The sequence below is a fragment of the Streptomyces sp. NPDC057424 genome, from assembly GCF_042803315.1.
Classification (GTDB): Bacteria; Actinomycetota; Actinomycetes; order Streptomycetales; family Streptomycetaceae; genus Streptomyces.
Genome location: NZ_JBHVCP010000001.1, coordinates 280,865 through 298,946, shown reverse-complemented (window position 1 = coordinate 298,946; position 18,082 = coordinate 280,865). Strand labels below are relative to the sequence as shown.

17 protein-coding genes, 1 tRNA gene and 3 pseudogenes are annotated in these 18,082 nt (G+C 71.6%); 7 read left to right on the top strand and 14 right to left on the bottom strand.

Features of this window, described 5'->3' with window-relative positions; genetic code table 11:
- Positions 1–189 precede the first annotated feature (189 nt).
- Both ACFU3E_RS01475 and ACFU3E_RS01470 read right to left on the bottom strand, forming a co-directional pair.
- The gene (locus ACFU3E_RS01475; RefSeq protein ID WP_384150252.1) at positions 190–1,278 is read right to left on the bottom strand and encodes an ABC transporter ATP-binding protein; all 1,089 of its coding nucleotides are present in this window, start codon (positions 1,276–1,278) and stop codon (positions 190–192) included.
- A 206-nt stretch (positions 1,279–1,484) separates the two neighbouring features.
- Positions 1,485–2,040: pseudogene (locus tag ACFU3E_RS01470) on the bottom strand (helix-turn-helix transcriptional regulator); the annotation flags it as partial.
- A 177-nt stretch (positions 2,041–2,217) separates the two neighbouring features.
- Between ACFU3E_RS01470 and ACFU3E_RS01465 the strand changes: the two are divergent.
- Positions 2,218–2,294, top strand: a tRNA-Thr gene (locus ACFU3E_RS01465).
- 296 nt (positions 2,295–2,590) lie between these two features.
- Here ACFU3E_RS01465 and ACFU3E_RS01460 read toward each other — a convergent pair.
- Entirely contained in the window at positions 2,591–3,244 is a 654-nt protein-coding gene (locus ACFU3E_RS01460; protein ID WP_384150249.1) for a L,D-transpeptidase, read from the bottom strand.
- The gene (locus tag ACFU3E_RS01455) at positions 3,234–3,743 is read right to left on the bottom strand and encodes a SigE family RNA polymerase sigma factor (RefSeq protein WP_384150246.1); all 510 of its coding nucleotides are present in this window, start codon (positions 3,741–3,743) and stop codon (positions 3,234–3,236) included. The genes ACFU3E_RS01460 and ACFU3E_RS01455 overlap by 11 nt, the downstream gene beginning before the upstream one ends.
- A gap of 275 nt (positions 3,744–4,018) precedes the next feature.
- On the opposite strand from ACFU3E_RS01455, the gene ACFU3E_RS01450 reads away from it, so the two are divergent.
- Complete coding sequence (locus ACFU3E_RS01450) at positions 4,019–4,402, top strand: SH3 domain-containing protein (RefSeq protein WP_384150243.1); 384 nt, start codon at positions 4,019–4,021, stop codon at positions 4,400–4,402.
- 56 nt (positions 4,403–4,458) lie between these two features.
- Here ACFU3E_RS01450 and ACFU3E_RS01445 read toward each other — a convergent pair whose 3' ends face one another.
- From ACFU3E_RS01445 to ACFU3E_RS01435, 3 genes and pseudogenes are all read right to left on the bottom strand, one after another.
- Positions 4,459–5,382, bottom strand: a complete 924-nt coding sequence (locus tag ACFU3E_RS01445) for an aminoglycoside phosphotransferase family protein (RefSeq protein ID WP_384150240.1) — start codon at positions 5,380–5,382, stop codon at positions 4,459–4,461.
- A gap of 19 nt (positions 5,383–5,401) precedes the next feature.
- Positions 5,402–6,385, bottom strand: coding sequence for a zinc-binding dehydrogenase (locus ACFU3E_RS01440; RefSeq protein WP_384150237.1), 984 nt, complete (start codon positions 6,383–6,385; stop codon positions 5,402–5,404).
- A gap of 45 nt (positions 6,386–6,430) precedes the next feature.
- Positions 6,431–6,699 (bottom strand): annotated as a pseudogene (locus tag ACFU3E_RS01435) (FAD-dependent oxidoreductase); the annotation flags it as partial.
- Positions 6,700–6,741: 42 nt separating this feature from the next.
- Between ACFU3E_RS01435 and ACFU3E_RS01430 the strand changes: the two are divergent.
- Positions 6,742–7,419, top strand: coding sequence for a pentapeptide repeat-containing protein (locus ACFU3E_RS01430; protein WP_384150234.1), 678 nt, complete (start codon positions 6,742–6,744; stop codon positions 7,417–7,419).
- A 12-nt stretch (positions 7,420–7,431) separates the two neighbouring features.
- Here the strand turns inward: ACFU3E_RS01430 and ACFU3E_RS01425 are convergent, their stop codons facing one another.
- Positions 7,432–7,932: a hypothetical protein gene (locus ACFU3E_RS01425; protein ID WP_384150231.1), complete on the bottom strand. Its 501-nt coding sequence runs from the start codon at positions 7,930–7,932 to the stop codon at positions 7,432–7,434.
- Between the two features lie 37 nt (positions 7,933–7,969).
- Between ACFU3E_RS01425 and ACFU3E_RS01420 the strand changes: the two genes are divergently transcribed.
- A complete protein-coding gene (locus ACFU3E_RS01420) occupies positions 7,970–9,385 on the top strand; it encodes a M1 family metallopeptidase (protein ID WP_384150228.1) in 1,416 nt (471 codons plus the stop codon).
- 96 nt (positions 9,386–9,481) lie between these two features.
- Here the strand turns inward: ACFU3E_RS01420 and ACFU3E_RS01415 are convergent, their stop codons facing one another.
- A complete protein-coding gene (locus ACFU3E_RS01415) occupies positions 9,482–10,057 on the bottom strand; it encodes a TerD family protein (protein WP_033312269.1) in 576 nt (191 codons plus the stop codon).
- Between the two features lie 160 nt (positions 10,058–10,217).
- Between ACFU3E_RS01415 and arfB the strand changes: the two genes are divergently transcribed.
- On the top strand, positions 10,218–10,655 hold the full coding sequence (gene arfB, locus ACFU3E_RS01410; protein ID WP_384150225.1) for an alternative ribosome rescue aminoacyl-tRNA hydrolase ArfB: 438 nt from the start codon (positions 10,218–10,220) through the stop codon (positions 10,653–10,655).
- A 30-nt stretch (positions 10,656–10,685) separates the two neighbouring features.
- On the opposite strand, the pseudogene ACFU3E_RS01405 reads toward arfB, so the two are convergent.
- Together ACFU3E_RS01405 and ACFU3E_RS01400 are read right to left on the bottom strand one after the other, a co-directional pair.
- Positions 10,686–11,152: pseudogene (locus tag ACFU3E_RS01405) on the bottom strand (GNAT family N-acetyltransferase).
- 45 nt (positions 11,153–11,197) lie between these two features.
- Positions 11,198–11,782 (bottom strand): flavin reductase family protein, encoded by a 585-nt coding sequence (locus ACFU3E_RS01400; RefSeq protein ID WP_384150223.1) that lies wholly within the window; start codon positions 11,780–11,782, stop codon positions 11,198–11,200.
- A 338-nt stretch (positions 11,783–12,120) separates the two neighbouring features.
- Here ACFU3E_RS01400 and cdgB point away from each other — a divergent pair, with 338 nt between their 5' ends.
- Entirely contained in the window at positions 12,121–13,776 is a 1,656-nt protein-coding gene (gene cdgB / locus ACFU3E_RS01395; RefSeq protein ID WP_384150220.1) for a diguanylate cyclase CdgB, read from the top strand.
- A gap of 116 nt (positions 13,777–13,892) precedes the next feature.
- Entirely contained in the window at positions 13,893–14,852 is a 960-nt protein-coding gene (locus tag ACFU3E_RS01390) for a carbohydrate-binding protein (RefSeq protein WP_384150217.1), read from the top strand.
- A gap of 6 nt (positions 14,853–14,858) precedes the next feature.
- Here the strand turns inward: ACFU3E_RS01390 and ACFU3E_RS01385 are convergent, their stop codons facing one another.
- The 3 genes from ACFU3E_RS01385 to ACFU3E_RS01375 all read right to left on the bottom strand — a co-directional run bounded on the left by ACFU3E_RS01385 (position 14,859) and on the right by ACFU3E_RS01375 (position 18,057).
- Positions 14,859–15,788: a 1-phosphofructokinase family hexose kinase gene (locus ACFU3E_RS01385; protein ID WP_384150214.1), complete on the bottom strand. Its 930-nt coding sequence runs from the start codon at positions 15,786–15,788 to the stop codon at positions 14,859–14,861.
- A gap of 116 nt (positions 15,789–15,904) precedes the next feature.
- Complete coding sequence (gene nagA / locus ACFU3E_RS01380) at positions 15,905–17,116, bottom strand: N-acetylglucosamine-6-phosphate deacetylase (RefSeq protein WP_384150211.1); 1,212 nt, start codon at positions 17,114–17,116, stop codon at positions 15,905–15,907.
- Complete coding sequence (locus ACFU3E_RS01375; protein ID WP_384150208.1) at positions 17,116–18,057, bottom strand: ROK family protein; 942 nt, start codon at positions 18,055–18,057, stop codon at positions 17,116–17,118. The genes nagA and ACFU3E_RS01375 overlap by 1 nt, the downstream gene beginning before the upstream one ends.
- Positions 18,058–18,082 lie beyond the last annotated feature (25 nt).

Below are 18,082 nucleotides of genomic sequence, written 5' to 3'. Positions count from 1 at the left end.
GTAGACATTTAGTCACCGGTTCGGGGGATGAGAGAGTGCCACTTTCTGGGTAAGGCGTTGACGCACACTGCTCGAAACGTCCGGTCTGCCGGGGTATTTGTCGACAACGAGAAGGGCCCCGCAGCGCGCTGCGGGGCCCTTCTTCGTCAACCTGGGTGAATCACCCGGGGTTGTGCGTTCGCCGGTTGATCAGTCGGACAGACGCGCACCGGTCGACGTCGAGAACACGTGGCTCTCGCCGGAGCGCGGCACGACGTGCAGCGTGCTGCCCTTCTCCGGGACGTCACGGCCGCTGACGCGGACCACGAGGTCCTTGGAGTCGTCGCCGACCTTGGCGGTGCCGTACACGTAGGCGTCGGCGCCCAGCTCCTCGACCACGTTCACCATGACCGCGAGGCCCAGCTCGGCGTCCGCGCCGGCCACCTCGAAGTGCTCGGGGCGGACGCCGACGGTGACGGTCTTGTCGGTGGCGGCGGCGAGCGCGTCACGCTGCACCGGCACGACCGACTTGCCGAACTTCACACCACCGTCGGTGACCGGCACCTCGACGAGGTTCATCGCCGGGGAGCCGATGAAGCCGGCCACGAAGAGGTTGGCGGGCTTGTCGTACATGTTGCGCGGGGTGTCGATCTGCTGGAGCAGACCGTCCTTGAGGACCGCCACACGGTCACCCATCGTCATGGCCTCGACCTGGTCGTGGGTGACGTAGACCGTGGTGATGCCCAGGCGGCGCTGGAGCGAGGCGATCTGCGTACGCGTGGAGACACGGAGCTTGGCGTCCAGGTTGGACAGCGGCTCGTCCATGAGGAACACCTGGGGCTCACGCACGATGGCGCGGCCCATGGCGACACGCTGGCGCTGACCGCCGGAGAGGGCCTTCGGCTTGCGGTCCAGGTACTCGGTGAGGTCGAGGATCTTCGCGGCCTCCTCGACCTTCTGCCGGATCTCCGCCTTGTTGACGCCGGCGATCTTGAGCGCGAAGCCCATGTTGTCGGCGACGGTCATGTGGGGGTAGAGCGCGTAGTTCTGGAACACCATGGCGATGTCCCGGTCCTTCGGCGGCAGGTGCGTGACGTCGCGGTCACCGATGCGGATGGCGCCGCCGTTGACGTCCTCAAGCCCCGCGAGCATGCGGAGCGAGGTGGACTTGCCGCAGCCGGAGGGGCCGACGAGGACGAGGAACTCGCCGTCCTCGATGTCGATCTCCAGCGCGTCGACGGCGGGCTTGGTGGAACCCGGGTAGATCCGGGTCGCCTTGTCGAACGAGACAGTGGCCATGGTGAATGAACCCCTTCTACCGGCAGGAACGTGCCGGACGATCCGAGTAGGAAGGCGGTGCCACGACGGTGATTCCGTTGTGGTGTAGTCCACGCGTGTGAACTGGCTCAGGACGGTACCTGGCGTTCACACGTCTGTCAGTAGTTCCGGGCATGTGAACTTCGCGGAAATTTTCGAAGCGGCACGTCACGGCCGCCCGAGCCGGTTCACGGCTGCCCGTACCGGTCGGCCGGCGCCGCCACCGCCCGGGCCACGGCCCGCCGGAGCCCGGGAGGGCCGAGGCACCTCCGCCTCCGCTCCGAGCCGGAGCGGATCGCCCACGGCGACCGCCTCCGACTCCACGGTCAGCTCCACCTCCACCCAGCCGCCCCCGTCGGCCGGCCCCGCGCTGCCCGGGGCCCGCACGCCCGCCGCACCGAACTGCATCGGCAGCAGCCGCCGCGCGCGGGGTGAGATGCGCAGCCGGGCGGTGCCCTGGTGCAGGGCGGCCTCCAGCCGGCGGGAGGACTCGGCCCAGTAGGCGGCCAGGTCGAACCCGGCGGGGCGCTCGAAGACCTCCCCCGTGTCCTCGACGGACAGCACGCGCGACACCCGGTAGGTCCGTACGGCGTCCTCCGCGAGGGCGACCAGGTACCAGATGCCGCCCTTCAGGACGAGCCCAGGCGGCCGCACCTCCCGGCGCACCTCGCCGCGCCAGCGCCGGTAGTGCGGCCGCAGTGCCCGCCGCTCCCACACGGCCGCCGCCACGGCCTCCAGCGCGGGCGAGGAGCCGGTCGGCGCGCAGGGGGCCGTTGTCGCGGCATGAGCCGCGTACCTGACAGGAGATGTCAGCGCTCGCACGCCGTGACCCCCGCCCGGCCGGAACATCGTGGCTCGGCGTAACGGGCTCTGTGTACAGTGGTGCCGCCCTCGCGCACGGCAACGCGGCGCACGGCACCCGCCTCCTTAGCTCAGCTGGCCAGAGCAACGCACTTGTAATGCGTAGGTCGTCGGTTCGAATCCGACAGGGGGCTCCACTGGAAACCCAGGTCAGATGTGCTCTGACCTGGGTTTCGTCGCTACTCGTCGCGGTGAGCGGAACTCGGACATGATCCACGGCCAGCGGCTTGCGAGCCGCGGTGCAACCCTCCTCGCCCCGACCCTGTCGGCTGCTTTCTTCGTTGGACGCAGTAGCGACTCCCGGGAGAAGCCGTCAAAGGGTCCCCGACCGAGTGCTTCGCCCTCTGCAACGGGTGACCGGACGAAGGCCCTGGAGAAGCAGGCGGAAGAGGCTCTGGGGATCGGAGAACTGGCCGGGTGAATGTGCTCGGCCTCAGCCCGGGGCCGGGCCTGTGCGGTTGATGCGGACGACGTCGCCGGGCTGCAGCAGCTGGTAGCACCACTTCGCGTCCGCCGAGCGCAGTCCGATCCAGCCGTGTGTGACGTCGCGTTCGCCGGGGGCCTGCTCGTCGTAGGTCAGGGCGACCAGGTAGGTGGTCGAGCCGTCGGCGGCCCGCAGCTCGACCACCCAGCGCATGGCGACGTCGTATTCCTTGCCCAGCCCGACGGTCGCGCCGGGCAAGCGCCGTTCGGGGTACTTGGCGACGACGGTCATCCGGCCGGTCGGCGTCGGGTGCTGTGCGGTGCCGCCGGATACGGGCAACCGGCGCCCGGACAGAGCGAGTTCGTGCTGCATGAGGTCGACCGTCGCCGTTGCCCGCTGCTGCTGTGGCGGTGACGGCCGTGGTGGCGCGGTGGCGCTCGCATCGGCGGGTGGTGCGAGGCGGGCGCCGTCGTGACCGGTGAACGCCACCGCCAGACCACCGGCGAGGGCCAGTGCGACGGCGGCGGCCCCGCTCGCGTACGCCGCACGGCGCCGGCGTCCACGGCGCTCGGCCAGCCGTCTGATCTCCTGGGCCGGCACCGATGGGGCGGCCCGATGCCGGTCGGCGACCTCGTGCAGCAGGTCGGTGAGGTCATCGGACACGGTCGCCCTCCTTCTCACCGCTGTTCGGCTCGGGGTCGAGATGCACGGCGAGCGCGGCCCTGCCGCGTGACAGGCGGGCCTTCACCGTTCCCACGGCCGCGCCGGTCTCGGAAGCTACCTGTTCCACGCTCAGGTCGCACAAATGGTGCAGAACGATCGCGGTGCGTTGTGCCTGCGGCAGCCTGCGGAGGGCCTGGACCAGCGCGGTGTGCTCCGGGCCGGGTCCCGGGACATGCTCGGGGGCCGCGTGGTGGCGCACCAGCTCCAGCCAGCGCCGGGCACGACGCCAGCGGCTGACCGCGAGCCGTACCGCGACCGTACGCACCCAGGCTTCCGGTGCCTCGTCGGCCAGCATCTCGTGCCGCCGGTCCCAGGCGCGCACGAACGCTTCCTGGACGACGTCCTGCGCCTCTGCCAGATCTCCCGTCACGGCGTAGACCCGCCCGACCAGCCGCGGGAAGGCCGAGGCGTAGAAGATGTCGAACTCCTCCTCCGTCATGCCCCGTTGCGCCCCCGTGTGGTCCTCGCCCGGAAGTCCGGGAAAAGAATTCGTATCCCCTGCAACCCGACTGCCGTGCCGTGCGTACAGGTGGCGTACATGGAAGCACAGGGAGCGGGTTGTGCGTGTTCACGGGGGAAGAGAGTCCATCTCCGGCCGGAACCCCCTGCCGTAGCGCCGGTCTCCCATCCGACCGCATGTCACACATGACCGCACGGTGAGGACGCCGTCCCTCCATGGACAGTGCCTCGCAACGACAAAGGAGACAGACGACGATGCAGCGTTTCACTTCACGTTCGAGGATCAAGCTCATGACCGCGGCGGCCGCGGCGATCCTCGTCGGGGCCGGTACGGCGGCTCCGGCGGTCGCCGCGCCGGGCCAGCAGACCGAGCGGGCCGCCGCGACCGTGCGTGCCCACCAGACGGTCACCACCTGGATCAACGGCAACGTGCGGATCGGGCCGGCGGTGGGCTACCGGATCGCCTACACCGTCGCGGCGAACCAGCGCCTCAGCGCCGAATGCTGGCTCGTGGGCGGTCCTGTCACCGCCAACGGCATCAGCCACGACAAGTGGGTGCTGCTGTCGGACGGCAACTACATCTGGGGCGGCCTGCTCAAGGGCAACGAGGTGGGCAACGTGTCCAGGCCCTGCTTCTGACAGACCGGCACCGTGCCGCGGTACGTGGCGCGGTGCTGTTCGCTTCCCCTCCCGCGTCAGAGGCCGCGACCGCGCAGCCGGCGGGCGATCTCCAGTCGGGCGTCGTCGACGGGCTGATCGTCCTCGATGTCCCACAGGGTGTTCTGGAGGAGGCGGCCGAGGGTCCAGGCGTGGGCTCGGGGGCGGTCCAGGGTGAGGATGTCGGTCATGGCGTCGAAGCGCCAGAGGATGTCGTCGGGGTCGTAGCGGTTGTCCAGGGCGGGCCACAGTTCGAAGCCGGGGTCGCCCGCGAGGGGCTTGGGGTCGATCGCGAGCCAGGGGGCGCGGTCGGAGGCGAGGACGTTCTCGTCGTGGAGGTCCCAGTGGAGGAGGCGGTCGCCCGGCTCGTCCACGACCTCGCGCAGCGCGGCCGCGCAGTCGGCGACGAGGCGGCGGGCCTCCGGGTCGGGGATGCGGGCGAGGGCCCAAGGGGCCCGGTCGAGCATGCCGCGGGCGATGTCGCCGAGGCGGCGCACGCCGGGCGGGGCCGGGAAGGACGTGAGGTGGGCCAGGAGCCCGGCGATGGTGACCACGGCCTCATGGGCGTCCGGTACATGGGACAGCATGCGGGTCTCGTCGAGGCGTTCCAGCAGCATGGTGCCGGTGGGCTCGTCGTGGTCGAGGAGACGGACGGCTCCGTCGCCGTTCCAGGCGCGCAGCGCGACCGGTTCGCCCTCGCTCTCCTCGTCGAGGATCTGGAGCTTCAGGACCGCGAGGGTGCCGTCGGCGCGGACGACCGGGAGGACCAGGGCGGAGACGCCGTGCATGGGTGGTCCGTCGGGTCCGAGGTCCCAGTGGTCCAGGAAGCGGGCCGACCGCTCCGGTAGTCCGGCGATGAAGGCGCGGCCCGCCTCTCCGTTGAACTTCTCCTGTGATGCCGCCAGTTCCCGGGGAATGTCGATCACCCTCGGCACGGTAGTGGGGCGCGCCGGGTGGGGCATGCGAATTCTCCGGGGCCGGTCAGGGCTCCAGGACCACCTTTCCGGTCGTGCCGCGGGTCTCCAGCGCCCGGTGTGCCGCCGCTGCCTCGCTCAGCGGGTAGCGCTGTACGGCCGGGGTGAGCCGGCCGGACGCGGCCTCGGCGAGGGCGCGCAGTTCCAGGGTGCGGACAGGATCGGGTCCGCCGGCCTTCCCCAGCATCACCGGGCCGAGGACCTCCTCGGAGACGCCGTCGACGAGGTAGGGCCCGCCGTTCCGGATGCCCTCGCCGGACCAGCCGAAGACGATGTGCTTGCCGCCCGGGCCGAGGAGGGCGACGGTATCGCGGGCGATGTCGCCGCCGACGCCGTCGAAGACGACGGTCGCGGTCCGGCCGCCGAGGTGCGCGCGGACCTTCGCGGGCCAGGCGGGGTCCTTGTAGTCGACGGCGAGGTCGGCGCCGCCCGCCTGCACCCGGGCGGTCTTCTCCGGCCCGCCCGCGAGGCCCACGACCGTCGCGCCGGCGTTCTTGGCGTACTGCACGAGGAGCGTGCCGATGCCTCCGGCCGCTGCCGGGACGATCGCCACCGAGCCGGGGCCGAGGTCGGCGAACTGCAGGATCCCCATCGCCGTGCGGCCCGTGCCGATCATGGCGACGGCCTCGGCGAAGTCCAGATTCCCGGGGATCTCGTGCAGGCGCTCGACCTCGGTGACGGCCAGTTCGGCGTAGCCGCCCGGGACGAAGCCGAGATGGGCGACGACCCGCTTGCCGCGCCACACCTCGGCCACGCCCTCGCCCAGGGACTCGACGACACCGGCGGCCTCGCGGCCGGGGATGGTCGGCAGCGGTGCCGGCTCGGCCGCCGGGCCGCCGCGCATGCCCTCGCGCAGGGCGGCGTCCAGGAGGTGGACGCCCGCCGCGCGCACGGCGATACGGACCTGGCCGGGGCCTGGCAGGGGGTCCTCGACCCGCTCGTAGGTGAGGTTCTCGGGCGGGCCGAAGGCGTGCAGGCGGATGGCGTGCATGGCGACTCCTCTGGTGGGGGTGTCCGGTGCGATCAGCCTGCAACCTCAAGTTTGCTTGAGGTCAAGCTCGCGCCGGTCGAGGGTCAGGGGGACCGCCGTCAGGGCGCTGTTGAGGGGCACCCCGACAGCACGCCGGGGGCCGCGACCTGGTCACCGGCGGGGCAGACCCCGTCGCCGCGGTCCACGGCCGGCCGGTCGCGCCGGCTGGTGCCGGGAAGATCGACCGCGCCTGTACGGCCGTTGGCCACCGACCCGCGCCGCCGGGTGACCCGCTCGCGCCAGCCCGAAAAGCCCAGGTCGTGCCACTGCTTCGCAGGTCAGGGCCGTTTGTCGGTGGTGGGGTGCAGCATGGGGGCATGGCGAGGAGAGCGGCGGGTGGTACGGGTGTGAAGGGCGCGCGGCGACCGGAGGTGCGGCTGCCGGTGCTGGAGTCGTACGGGGGCGGTGAGCTGGAGCCGGACGGGGACTACGACGGGCTGGACTTCCCGGAAGCGGACTTCGCCGGGCAGGACGGATCGGGTGCCCGCTTCATGGACTGTGCCCTGACGGGCTGCGCGCTGGACGAGACCCGGCTGCGGCACGCCCGTGTCCTGGACTCGGCCCTGACCGGCGTCCGGGGCGTCGGCACCGACCTCGCCGAGGCCACTCTGCGCGACGTGGAGCTGACCGATGCCCGGCTCGGCGGACCGCAGCTGCACGGGGCGGTGCTGGAGCGGGTGCTGATCCGCGGCGGCAAGATCGACTATCTGAACCTGCGCACGGCCCGGCTCAGAGACGTCGTCTTCGAGGGCTGCGTCCTGGTCGAGCCGGACTTCGGCGGCGCCCGCCTGGAGCGGGTGGAGTTCGTGGACTGCGCGCTGAAGGGCGCCGACCTCCATGCGGCGACCCTGACCGACGTCGATCTGCGGGGGGCCGCGTCGCTGGAGATCAGCCGCGGGCTGGACCGGCTGTCGGGGGCGGTGATCAGCACGGCCCAACTCCTGGATCTGGCACCGGTGCTGGCGGCGCAGTGGGGGATCCGGGTGGAGGGCTGACCGGGGCCGCGTCTACGGCATGCGAGGGAAGCGGGCCTGGAGGGTCCAGAGGGCCGGGTTCTCCGCGAGGTCGTCGTGCAGGTCGGTGAGGTCGGCGATCAGGTCGTGCAGGAAGTCCCGCGCCTCACGGCGCAGTTCGCTGTGGGAGACGGTGAGGGCGGGCTCCTCCACGCGCATCCAGTCGGCCTCGATGTCCACCCAGCCGAAGCGGCGCTCGAACAGCATCCGGTCCGTCGACTCGGTGAAGTCCAGCTCCGCCCGCTGCGGCCGGGACGCCCGAGAGCCCGCCGGATCCCGGTCGATCCGCTCCACGATGTCGCACAGCGCCCACGCGAAGTCGAGCACCGGCACCCATCCCCAGGCTGTGGACACCTCGTGATCCGTCTTGGTGTCCGCCAGATAGACGTCACCGCAGAACAGGTCGTGCCGCAGCGCCCGGACGTCCGCACGGCGGTAGTCGGTCTGCGGCGGGTCGGGGAAGCGGTTGGAGAGGGCGTAGCCGATGTCGAGCACGGAGGTGATGGTGTCACGCGCCCGTAGGATCACGACCGTGGCCCGATCTGTACGTCTTGTCCCCCCGCTGTCCGCGGCCGGCCTGCTCGCCGCCACCCTCGTCCTCAGCGCGTGCGGCGGTGGAGTGCACGGCACCCCGGGCGCTGCCGGCGTCCGCGACCCGTACTTCCCGAAGGCCGGCAACGGCGGCTACGACGTCACCCACTACGGGCTGCGCCTCGCCTACGACCCCGACGCCCACCACCTCACCGGCACGGCCACCCTCACCGCCCGCGCGGCCAAGGACCTCTCCGCGTTCAACCTCGACCTGCTCGGCATGGAGGTCGAGGAAGTCACCGTCGGCCGCGAGGCCGCCCGCTGGAACCGCGCCGGGCAGGAGCTCACCGTCCGGCCGCGCGGCGACATCGACCGGGACGAGACGTTCCGCGTGACCGTCCGCTACTCCGGCGCCCCCGAGGCCGTCACCGATCCGGACGGCTCCCAGGAGGGCTGGCTGCGCACCACGGACGGGGTGCTCGCGCTGGGCGAGCCGACGGGGTCGATGGCGTGGTTCCCCGGCAACCACCACCCTTCCGACAAGGCGGCGTACGACCTCACGGTGACGGTGCCGAAGGGGCTGCGGGCCGTGTCCAACGGGGAGTTGCTGAGCGAGCGGACCGCGCGGGGGCGTACGACGTTCACCTGGCGCATGGCACGGCCGATGGCGAGTTACCTCGCGACGGTCGCCCTGGGCCGCTTCGACATCAGCCGGTCCAGGGCCGGGGACGTGCCCGTGTACACGGCCGTCGACCCGGACGAGGCCGAGGCGAGCCGGGCGGTCCTCGGCCGGATCCCCGAGGTGCTGCGGTGGGCCGAGCGGCGGTTCGGGCCGTATCCGTTCGACTCCACCGGCGCGATCGTCGACCGGGCGGCGGAGGTCGGTTACGCGCTGGAGACCCAGACCCGGCCGGTGTTCCCCGGTGCGCCCGACATCACGCTCCTCGTCCATGAGTTCGCCCACCAGTGGTACGGCGACTCCGTCACGCCGAAGAGCTGGCGGGACATGTGGCTCAACGAGGGCTTCGCGACGTACGCCGAGTGGCTGTGGGAGGAGGACCACGGCGGGGACAGTGCGCAGGAGACGTTCGACGCGCTGTACTCCGGCGAGCACTTCGACACGGAGGAGGCGGGGGAGGAGATCTGGGAGTTCCCGCCGGCGGACCCGCCGAGCGCCGCGCGGATCTCCGGCCCGCCGGTGTACTGGCGAGGGGCGATGGTGCTGCAGAAGGTGCGGCAGACCGTCGGGGACGACCGGTTCTTCCCGATGCTGCGGGCGTGGGCGGCGAAGTACCGGTACGGGAACGCCGACACGGCGGACTTCACGGCGTTCGTCGAGGAGCGGGCGCCAGGGAAGGACGTCGGGCAGGTCTGGGACGAGTGGCTGTACGGGGAGGGGAAGCCGGAGCGGCCCTGAGGGCGGGGTGCCGGATCGCCGTGGAAGCCCGTCGAACGGAGCCCCCCGGCCTCTTCCGAGGCCGGGGGGCTCCGCAGGTCACGCGAAGGGCGTGGATCAGACGTTGACGCCGAAGTCCTGGGCGATGCCGACCAGGCCCGAGGCGTAGCCCTGGCCGACCGCGCGGAACTTCCACTCCGCGCCGTTGCGGTACAGCTCGCCGAAGACCATGGCCGTCTCCGTGGCCGCGTCCTCCGACAGGTCGTAGCGGGCGATCTCCGCGCCGCCGGCCTGGTTGACGATGCGGATGTAGGCGTTGCGCACCTGGCCGAAGTTCTGGCTGCGGTTCTCGGCGTCGTAGATCGAGACCGGGAAGACGATCTTGTCGATGTCGGCCGGGAGGGCGGCGAGGTTGACGTTGATCGCCTCGTCGTCGCCGGCGCCCTCGCCCGTGCGGTTGTCGCCCGTGTGGACGATGGTGTTGTCCGGCGTCTGCTTGTTGTTGAAGAAGACGAAGTGGGCGTCCGAGTAGACCTTGCCCTGGGTGTTGACCGCGATCGCGGAGGCGTCGAGGTCGAAGTCCGTGCCGGTGGTGGTGCGGACGTCCCAGCCGAGGCCCACGGTGACGTCGGTCAGGCCCGGAGCCTCCTTGGTGAGCGAGACGTTGCCACCCTTGGACAGGCTTACAGCCATTGTTGGGAGTCCCTTCCCTCGTTGACGTGCGGCAAAGAAGCTGCGGCAAAGAAGCTACAGCTACCCCCATGAACGTGGAGAGGGGTACGCGAGGTTCCAGCTCCTTTACTTTCTTTACGCGCGATTATTCGGGTGACGTGGACGGGACAGGAGCGGGAACATGGACGGCATGTCTGGTCCTCACGTCATCCGTGGCTCTGTCTCCCTGCCCGAGGCCGAGCTTATGTGGCGATTCTCGCGGTCGTCGGGGCCGGGCGGGCAGCACGTCAACACCAGCGACTCGAAGGTCGAACTGAGTTTCGACCTGGCGAAGACCGAGGCGCTGCCGGCGGTGTGGAAGCAGCGCGCCCTGGAGCGGCTGTCCGGGCGCCTCGCCGACGGGGTCGTCACCGTACGGTCCTCCGAGCACCGCTCCCAGTGGCGCAACCGCGAGGCCGCGGCCGTACGCCTCGCCGCGCTCCTGGCCGAGGCCACCGCACCCCCGCCCAGACCTCGCAAGCCGACCCGGATTCCCCGGGGTATCAACGAACGCCGGCTGCGGGAGAAGAAGCAGCGCGCGGAGACCAAGCGGGGGCGCTCCGCGCGGGACTGGGGCTAGGGGGCTTCGGATCGTCACCGGCGTCGGGGATCAGGCCAGCTCAAGAACTCCAACCGTCTGGCCGCCGCTGTTCTCGCCGTTCGGCGGAAGCCGAGGCCCAGGTAGAAGCCCTCAGGGCCGTCGGGGCCGGGGTGCCAAGTGACGTGGAACTGCTTGGTGCCGCGCCGACGGAGTTCCTCCGCGACGGACTCGACGGCGAACCGGCCGTAGCCCTTGCCCTGCTCCCCGGCCGCGATGTTCAGCCGCCACAGGCCCGAGCGCGGCACGCTGCCGTCCTCGTACCAGTCGATGTCGAGGAAGGCCATGAGGAAGCCCACCGGGCGGTCGCCGTCGACGATCAGGCGGGGCCAGGCGACGCCGGGATGGACGTAGGCCTCGGCGAGGGACTTCACGACCGGGTCGACCGCGTGCTCCTGGCCGGGGCGGACGCGGATGCCGAGGGCGGCGTCGAGGTTCGCGGGGGTGATCTCTTCGAGGCGTGGGCCGGTGCTGGTCATGCGCGCACCCCAGGAGGGCGGATCACCACCGGGCCAGCGATTTCCTCAGCCCAACTGCCGGTACCTGCCCCGGAAGTACGTCAGGGGGCCGCCGTCCTCGCTCGGGACGCGGGCGGTCAGGACGCGGCCGATGACCAGCGTGTGGTCGCCCGCCCGTACACGCTGCTCGGTGCGGCACTCCAGGACGGCCAGGGCGCCGCCGACCAGCGGGGCGTCGGTGTACTCGCCGCGCGTGTACGGGATGTCGGCGAACAGCAGACGGTCGCTGAGGCGGCCCTTCATCGCGAAACGGCCCGCGATGTGCCGCTGGCTCCCGGAGAGGACCGAGACCGCCCACAGGTCCTGCTCCTCCAGCAGTTCGTCCATGCGGGAGCCCTCGCGCAGGCTGACCAGCACCAGGGGCGGGTCCAGCGACACCGACATGAAGGCCGTGGCCGTCATGCCCACGTCCTCGACGTCCGGCGCCGCGGGGTCGTCCGGGTCGAGCGAGGGCTCCTGCGCGGTCACCAGGACCACGCCCGAGGCCAGCCGGGACATGGCGGCGCGGAACTCGTCGTTGCTCACCCCCTCAGCATGCCCGGAGGCGGGCGACGGAATGATCGGGGACGTGGCAGCGGGAGTGTTCGGCACGCCGGAAACGCTAATCTCCGCGCCGCACGCCCCGCATCGGACTCCCGCCCGATCACGGTCCTAGGACTCGCGACGGACCTGCGCGGCCCGCCGAAGAGCGGGACGGAAATACATGTGCGCAACCTGACAAACTTTGCGCTCGGTGGACGCAGGTGAAGAACGCAGAAACTCCACTCAATTGTTCATGTTTGCCTGTGACTTGAGTCACAAGGGGCAGGAATTGTTGACCCTGTGTACCGAGTGAGCAGCGCGCTGTGATTCAGTGGCGGGGAAGCTGCCAGGACGATACGCCGACGAGAACCCTTGAATCGCTGCGAGTACTCGGGGGGAGGGCGAGCATGGAGACCGAGTCGGAGCCCTACGTCCGTCTTGCGTCCCTGCGGCAACTGCACCAGGTCATGGCCGACATGAACACGGCCCGCAGCCTGGCGGACACACTGCAGACCGTCGCGGAGGGCGTCGTGGCGGCCCTCGGGTACGAGCTGGCGTGCGTGAACCTCGTACGGCCGGACGGCGACCTCGTCGTCGCCGCCTTCGCCGGGAACCCCGCCGCCGAGGCCCTCATCACCGGCCGTGTCGGCTCGCGCGATTCCTGGGAACGCCGCCTCGGTATGGGCGAGAACTGGGGCGACCTGGTGTTCATACCGCACACCGAGGGCTGGGTCCTCGACGACGACGACGTCCCGCAGTGGTACACCGACGGCCCCGCCCCCCGCTTCGAGGACGAGTGGCACCCGGCCGACCGCCTCTTCGCGCCCATGTACGCGCCCGGCCCGCAGGGCAGCGGGGCGTGCGGCGAACTGGTCGGCGTGCTGTCCGTGGACCGGCCGCGCAACGGCCGGCGGCCCGGCGCCTGGGGCCGCGAGGCGCTCCAGATGTACGCCTTCCAGGCAGCCATCGCCATCAGCAACGCCCGGCTGCGCGCCAACATGCAGCGCGCCCTCGTCCGTCTGGAGCGCGAGCAGCAGGCGCTGCGGGCGAGCGAGGAAAGCTTCAGGCAGGCCTTCGAGTACGCGCCGTCCGGCATGGCCATCGCCGAGATGGGCGGCGACCAGCACGGCCGGATCCTGCGCACCAACGACGCCCTGTGCCGGCTGCTGGGCCGCCCGGCCTCCGCGATGCGCCGCTACTCGTTCTCCGACCTGGTCCATCCCGAGGACATAGGCACGCTCCTGCGCACCTCGGCGGAGGGCGGCCGGGCCGAGCTCCGCCTGGGCCGCCGGGACGGCACGTACGTCTGGGTCAGCCTGCGCAACAGCGTGGTCGCGGACGCCGCCGACGGCCCGCGCTTTCTCCTCACCCACGTCGAGGACATCGAGGAGCGCAAGCGCCGCGAGCTCCAGCTCGCCCACCGCGCCTCGCACGACTCGCTCACCGGCCTGCCGAACTCCGCGGAGCTGCGCTCCCGCCTGTCCGCCCGGCTGTGCCAGCGCACCGCGTCCCCGCACGCCGTGGTCGAGTCGGTCGACGCGGCCTACGGCCACGCCTTCGACGTCGTCGGGCCCGGCTTCGACTTCCGGCAGGGCGCCGAGCCGTACGACGCCTACGACCACCATGTGCACACCGTCGCCCCGGACGGGAACCACGACGACGGCACCAAGGGCCTCGCCGTGCTCTTCTGCGACCTCGACGGCTTCAAGTCGATCAACGACCGCTTCGGGCACAACGCGGGTGACGCGGTTCTCATCGAGGTCGCCCGGCGGCTGAGCAACGGCGTCCGCGACGGTGACACGGTGGCCCGGCTCGGAGGTGACGAATTCGTCATCCTGGCCGACGGACTCGGCCGGGCCGACGCGCAGGACCTCGCGGTCCGGCTCCGCAACGAGATCATCCAGCCCATCCGTGCCGAGGGGCGGGCCGTCCGGGTGGGCGCCAGCTTCGGCATCGGATGGGCACACTGTGGAATGACGGCGGACGAAGTGTTGAAATCCGCTGACGAGCGGATGTACGTCGAGAAACGATCTCGTCCCAAACAACACAGACGCGCCGGGTGAAGCCTGGTCAGTGAGTTGATGCGGTCTGAGTCACCCGTTTGGGTCTCTGGGAACGGGTAGGCTCGCTTACTCACCCGTGTACCGCATGCACTGCACCTGACTGAGGAGACCAAGGGATGACGCCCGGCAACAACGGCGCGAGCACGCCCGAGGACGACGACCCGTTCGGCTATCTCTACGCCGACGGGCAGGCCAACGGAGCCCAGCCGCCGTCCGGGGGCTACGGCTACCCGAACTCGGTCAACCGGGTGCGAGCGGTCGGCACGCGCTCGTACGGCCAGCAGCAGCCGCAGGCGGCTCAGACCGCGCCCTACGGCCAGGTCCCGCAGCAGCAGGGCGGCTACAACCGGCCGAACGCGCACTACGCGGCGCCGGAGACGCTGCCGGGCGGTGCGGCCACCACACAGCACCAGATGTCGGGCGGCGGTGGCGGCGGCCGGGGTGGCCGCGGCCCGAACACCAAGGGCCTCCTGATCGGCGCGATCGCGGTGGTCGCCGCGGTCGTCATCGGCATCGGCGTGGCCATGCTGGGCGGCGACAAGGACAAGGACGACACGGGCAACGAGGCGGGCACCGCTCCGACCCAGTCCCAGGAGGAGTCGAAGCCGAGCCCTTCGGCCAGCAAGGCCGGCGAGAGCAAGGTCGACCTGCCCACGATCGACGCCAAGGCACTGCGCCTCGGCGGCGGCGCGGCCCTCGCCCAGGACGTCAAGGGCGCCCAGTCGGACGGCGGCATCTACGTCGGGAACCTCAACCAGGTCGGTTCCTCGGTCACCTGGACCGTCGACGGCATCCCCAAGGAGGGCGCCTACACCGTCTTCGCCCGCTACAGCACGGTGGACGAGGACCAGGAGATGACGCTCACCGTCAACGGCAAGCCGTTCGGTGACAAGCTCAACCTGAGCAACTTCACGCACACCTCGGACGGTGACTTCTCCAAGGGCTGGACGAAGACCTTCGCCTGGCCGAACCTCAACGAGGGCACCAACACGATCACGCTGTCCTGCAAGGACGGCGACAAGTGCAACGTCCTGCTGGACAAGCTGTGGCTGAAGGCGGGCCGGGTCAAGGGCTGAGTCGGCCTAGGCCGCGCTGACCTCCCCCGAAACCGTCACCCTCCCCAGCAGCCCCTCGTACACCCCCCGGTCGAACTCGCCCGCCACCGGTGCCGACACCGTCGCCGTCGACAGGGCGATGGCCCGGGCCAGGCGGTCCGGCCACGGGAGCTGTTCGACCAGGCCCGACAGCAGGCCCGCGACCACCGAGTCGCCCGCGCCTGTCGGGTTGCCTCGCGTGGAGGCCGGTGGGGTGGCTCGCCAGCGGCCTTCCCGGGTGACGGCGAGGAGGCCCTCGGGGCCGAGGGACGCGACCACCGCACCCGCGCCCCGGCGGCGGGCGTCCTGGGTGGCGCGCAGGGGCTCGTGGGAGCCGGTCAGTTCCGCCAGTTCGTCGGCGTTCGGCTTGATGATGTCCGGGCGGGCCGCGACGCCCCGGCGCAGGGGTTCGCCGCTGGTGTCCAGGAGGACCGGTATTCCGAAGGCCCGGGCCGTACGGACCAGGCCCGCGTACGCGCCCACCGGGACGCCCGGCGGCAGGCTGCCGCACAGGGCCACCGCCGACGCGGCGGGGAGCAGGTCCTCGTAGGCCTCCTGGAAGGCCGACCACTCGGCGGGCGCGACCGCCGGGCCCGGTTCGTTGAGTTGCGTCGTGTCGCCGGTCCGTTCGTCGACCACGGCGATGGTGCGGCGGGTCGGCCCGGAGAGCGGGACGAGCGCGTCCACGACGCCCGGTACCGCCGCGAGCCTCTCCTGCACGACCCGGCCCGTCGCCCCGCCCGTGAATCCCGTCACCGTGACGTCGTGCCCGAGGGTCGCGAGGACCCGGGCCACGTTGACGCCCTTGCCGCCGGGGCGCTCCGTCACCTCGGACACGCGGTGCGAGGCGTGCGGCCTGAGGGACCGTACGCGGTAGGTGATGTCGAGAGCGGTGTTCAGCGTGACCGTGAGGATCACCTGGGCCGACCTCCCCCCGGACGCGCCTGTTGCCGTGAACGTTCCCTGATCATGTCAAAGAGACGGCGGTCGGCCCAGTCCTGGAGCCGGCCACCGTCTCTCGACCACGGGATGGATCAGCCCAGTTGGGGACCGACCACCCATTCACCCCGGCGCATGACGCCCTTCACCTCGTACGCGGAGTCCAGGATCAGCAGGTCGGCGTACTTCCCGGGCTCCAGTGAGCCGATCGTGTCGGCCATGCCGAGCAGACGGGCCGGGGTGGCGGAGAGGGCCCGCACCGCGTCCTCGACGGAGAGGCCGTCGACCGTGACCGCCCGCTTGAAGGCCCGGTCCAGGGTGAGGGTCGAGCCGGCGATCGTGCCGTCCGTCACCAGGCGGGCCACGCCGTCCGTGACCTCCACCTGCAGCGGGCCCAGAAAGTAGCGGCCGTCGCCGAAACCGGCCGCGTCCATCGCGTCCGTGATGAAGGCGACCCGGTCCGCGCCCGCGTGGTGGAACGCCAGCCGGAGCGCCGCCGGGTGCAGGTGTGTGCCGTCGTTGATCAGCTCGACCGTGATCCGGTCGTCCTCCAGGAGCGCGGTGATCGGGCCGGGGGAGCGGTGGCCGAGCGGCGGCATCGCGTTGAAGAGGTGGGTGGCGACCGTGGCGCCCGCGTCGATGGCCTCCACCGTCTGCTCGTAGGTGGCGTCCGTGTGGCCGATCGCCGCGATCACGCCGTGGTCGGCGAGGAGGCGTACGGAGTCGAGGCCGCCGGGGAGTTCGGTGGCCAGGGTGACCATCCTGGCCCGGCCCCGGGCCGCGTCGATCAGCTTGCGGACGTCCGCGGGGTGCGGGTCGCGCAGGAGGGCCTCGGAGTGGGCGCCCTTGCGGCAGGGGGAGATGAACGGGCCCTCGAAGTGGATGCCGGCGATGTCGCCCTGCTCGGCGAGTTCGCCGAGCAGCCCGGCGCGTCGGGCGAGGGAGTCCATGTCGCCGGTGACGGTGGAGGCGACCAGGGTGGTCGTGCCGTGCAGGCGGTGGGTGTGGATGCCCTTGAGGATGTCCTCGGCCGAGCCGGAGGTGAAGGAGGCTCCGCCTCCGCCGTGGTTGTGGAGGTCGACGAAGCCGGGGATGACGTAGTGGCCGGTTACGTCGATGATGTGGGCGTTTTCCGGGGCTGTGGTGGTGATGCGGGTGCCGTCGATGATCAACCGGCCGTTGTGGACGGTTTCGGTCGGGAGCACGATGGTTGCGCCGGTGAGGACCGTGGGGTGTCCGGCCGTTACGGGGTGCGGGTGCGTGGTGGCTGGTCGCGCGGTTCCCCGCGCCCCTGGGGGCGTTGCCATCAGGTGGATACCTCCGAACGGTCGGTCGATGCCAGAAGATCCCAGGCCAGCAGGCCCGCCCCCAGGCAACCGGCGGAATCCCCCAGCGCCGCGGGGACGATCGACGGCTGTTTCTGGAAGGTGATGCGAGTGCGGATCGCTTCCCGCAGGGGTGCGAAGAGAGTTTCCCCCGCCTCCGCCAGCCCGCCGCCGACGATCAGAGTGCGGGGGTCCAGCAAGGTCAGGGCTGTGACCAGGCCGTCGGCCAGGGCGTCCACGGCCTGCTGCCAGACGGCCCGCGCCTTCGGGTCGCCGGAGTCCACCGCCTTCGCGCAGTCCGCCGCGTCCGCGCCCGGGTCGCCCGAGGCCGCGGCCCAGGCCTCGCTCACGGCCGCCGCCGAGGCGAAGCGCTCCAGGCAGCCGTGCTGCCCGCACGGGCAGGAGGCCCCGCCGGGACGTACGACGATGTGGCCGATCTCGCCCGCGAAGCCGTGCGCGCCCGCCTCGACCCGGCCGTCGACGCCGATGGCGCCCGCGATGCCGGTGCCCAGTGCCACGAACAGGAACCGGTCCGCGCCCCGGCCCGCGCCGACCCGGCCCTCGGCGAGGCCGCCGGTACGCACGTCGTGGCCGAGGGCGACCGGGACACCCAGCCGCTGCGCCAGCAGGTCGCGCAGGGGGACGTCGCGCCAGCCGAGGTTGGCCGCGTAGGCGGCGATGCCGCGCGACTCGTCGACGATGCCGGGGACGGCCACGCCGGCGGCGGACGCGGGCGTGCCGAACTGCTCGGTGCCGTACGCGCGCAGCTCGGCGGCGAAGTCGAGGATGCCCGCGACGACGGCGTCCGGTCCCTGGGCCCGCTCGGTGGCCCGGCGGGCCCGGTGCAGCACCTCGCCCCCCGGTCCGGCCAGGGCGGCCTTCATTCCGGTGCCGCCCACGTCGAGGGCGATGACATGTCTCACGGGGACAGTGTGACCCGGGGACCCG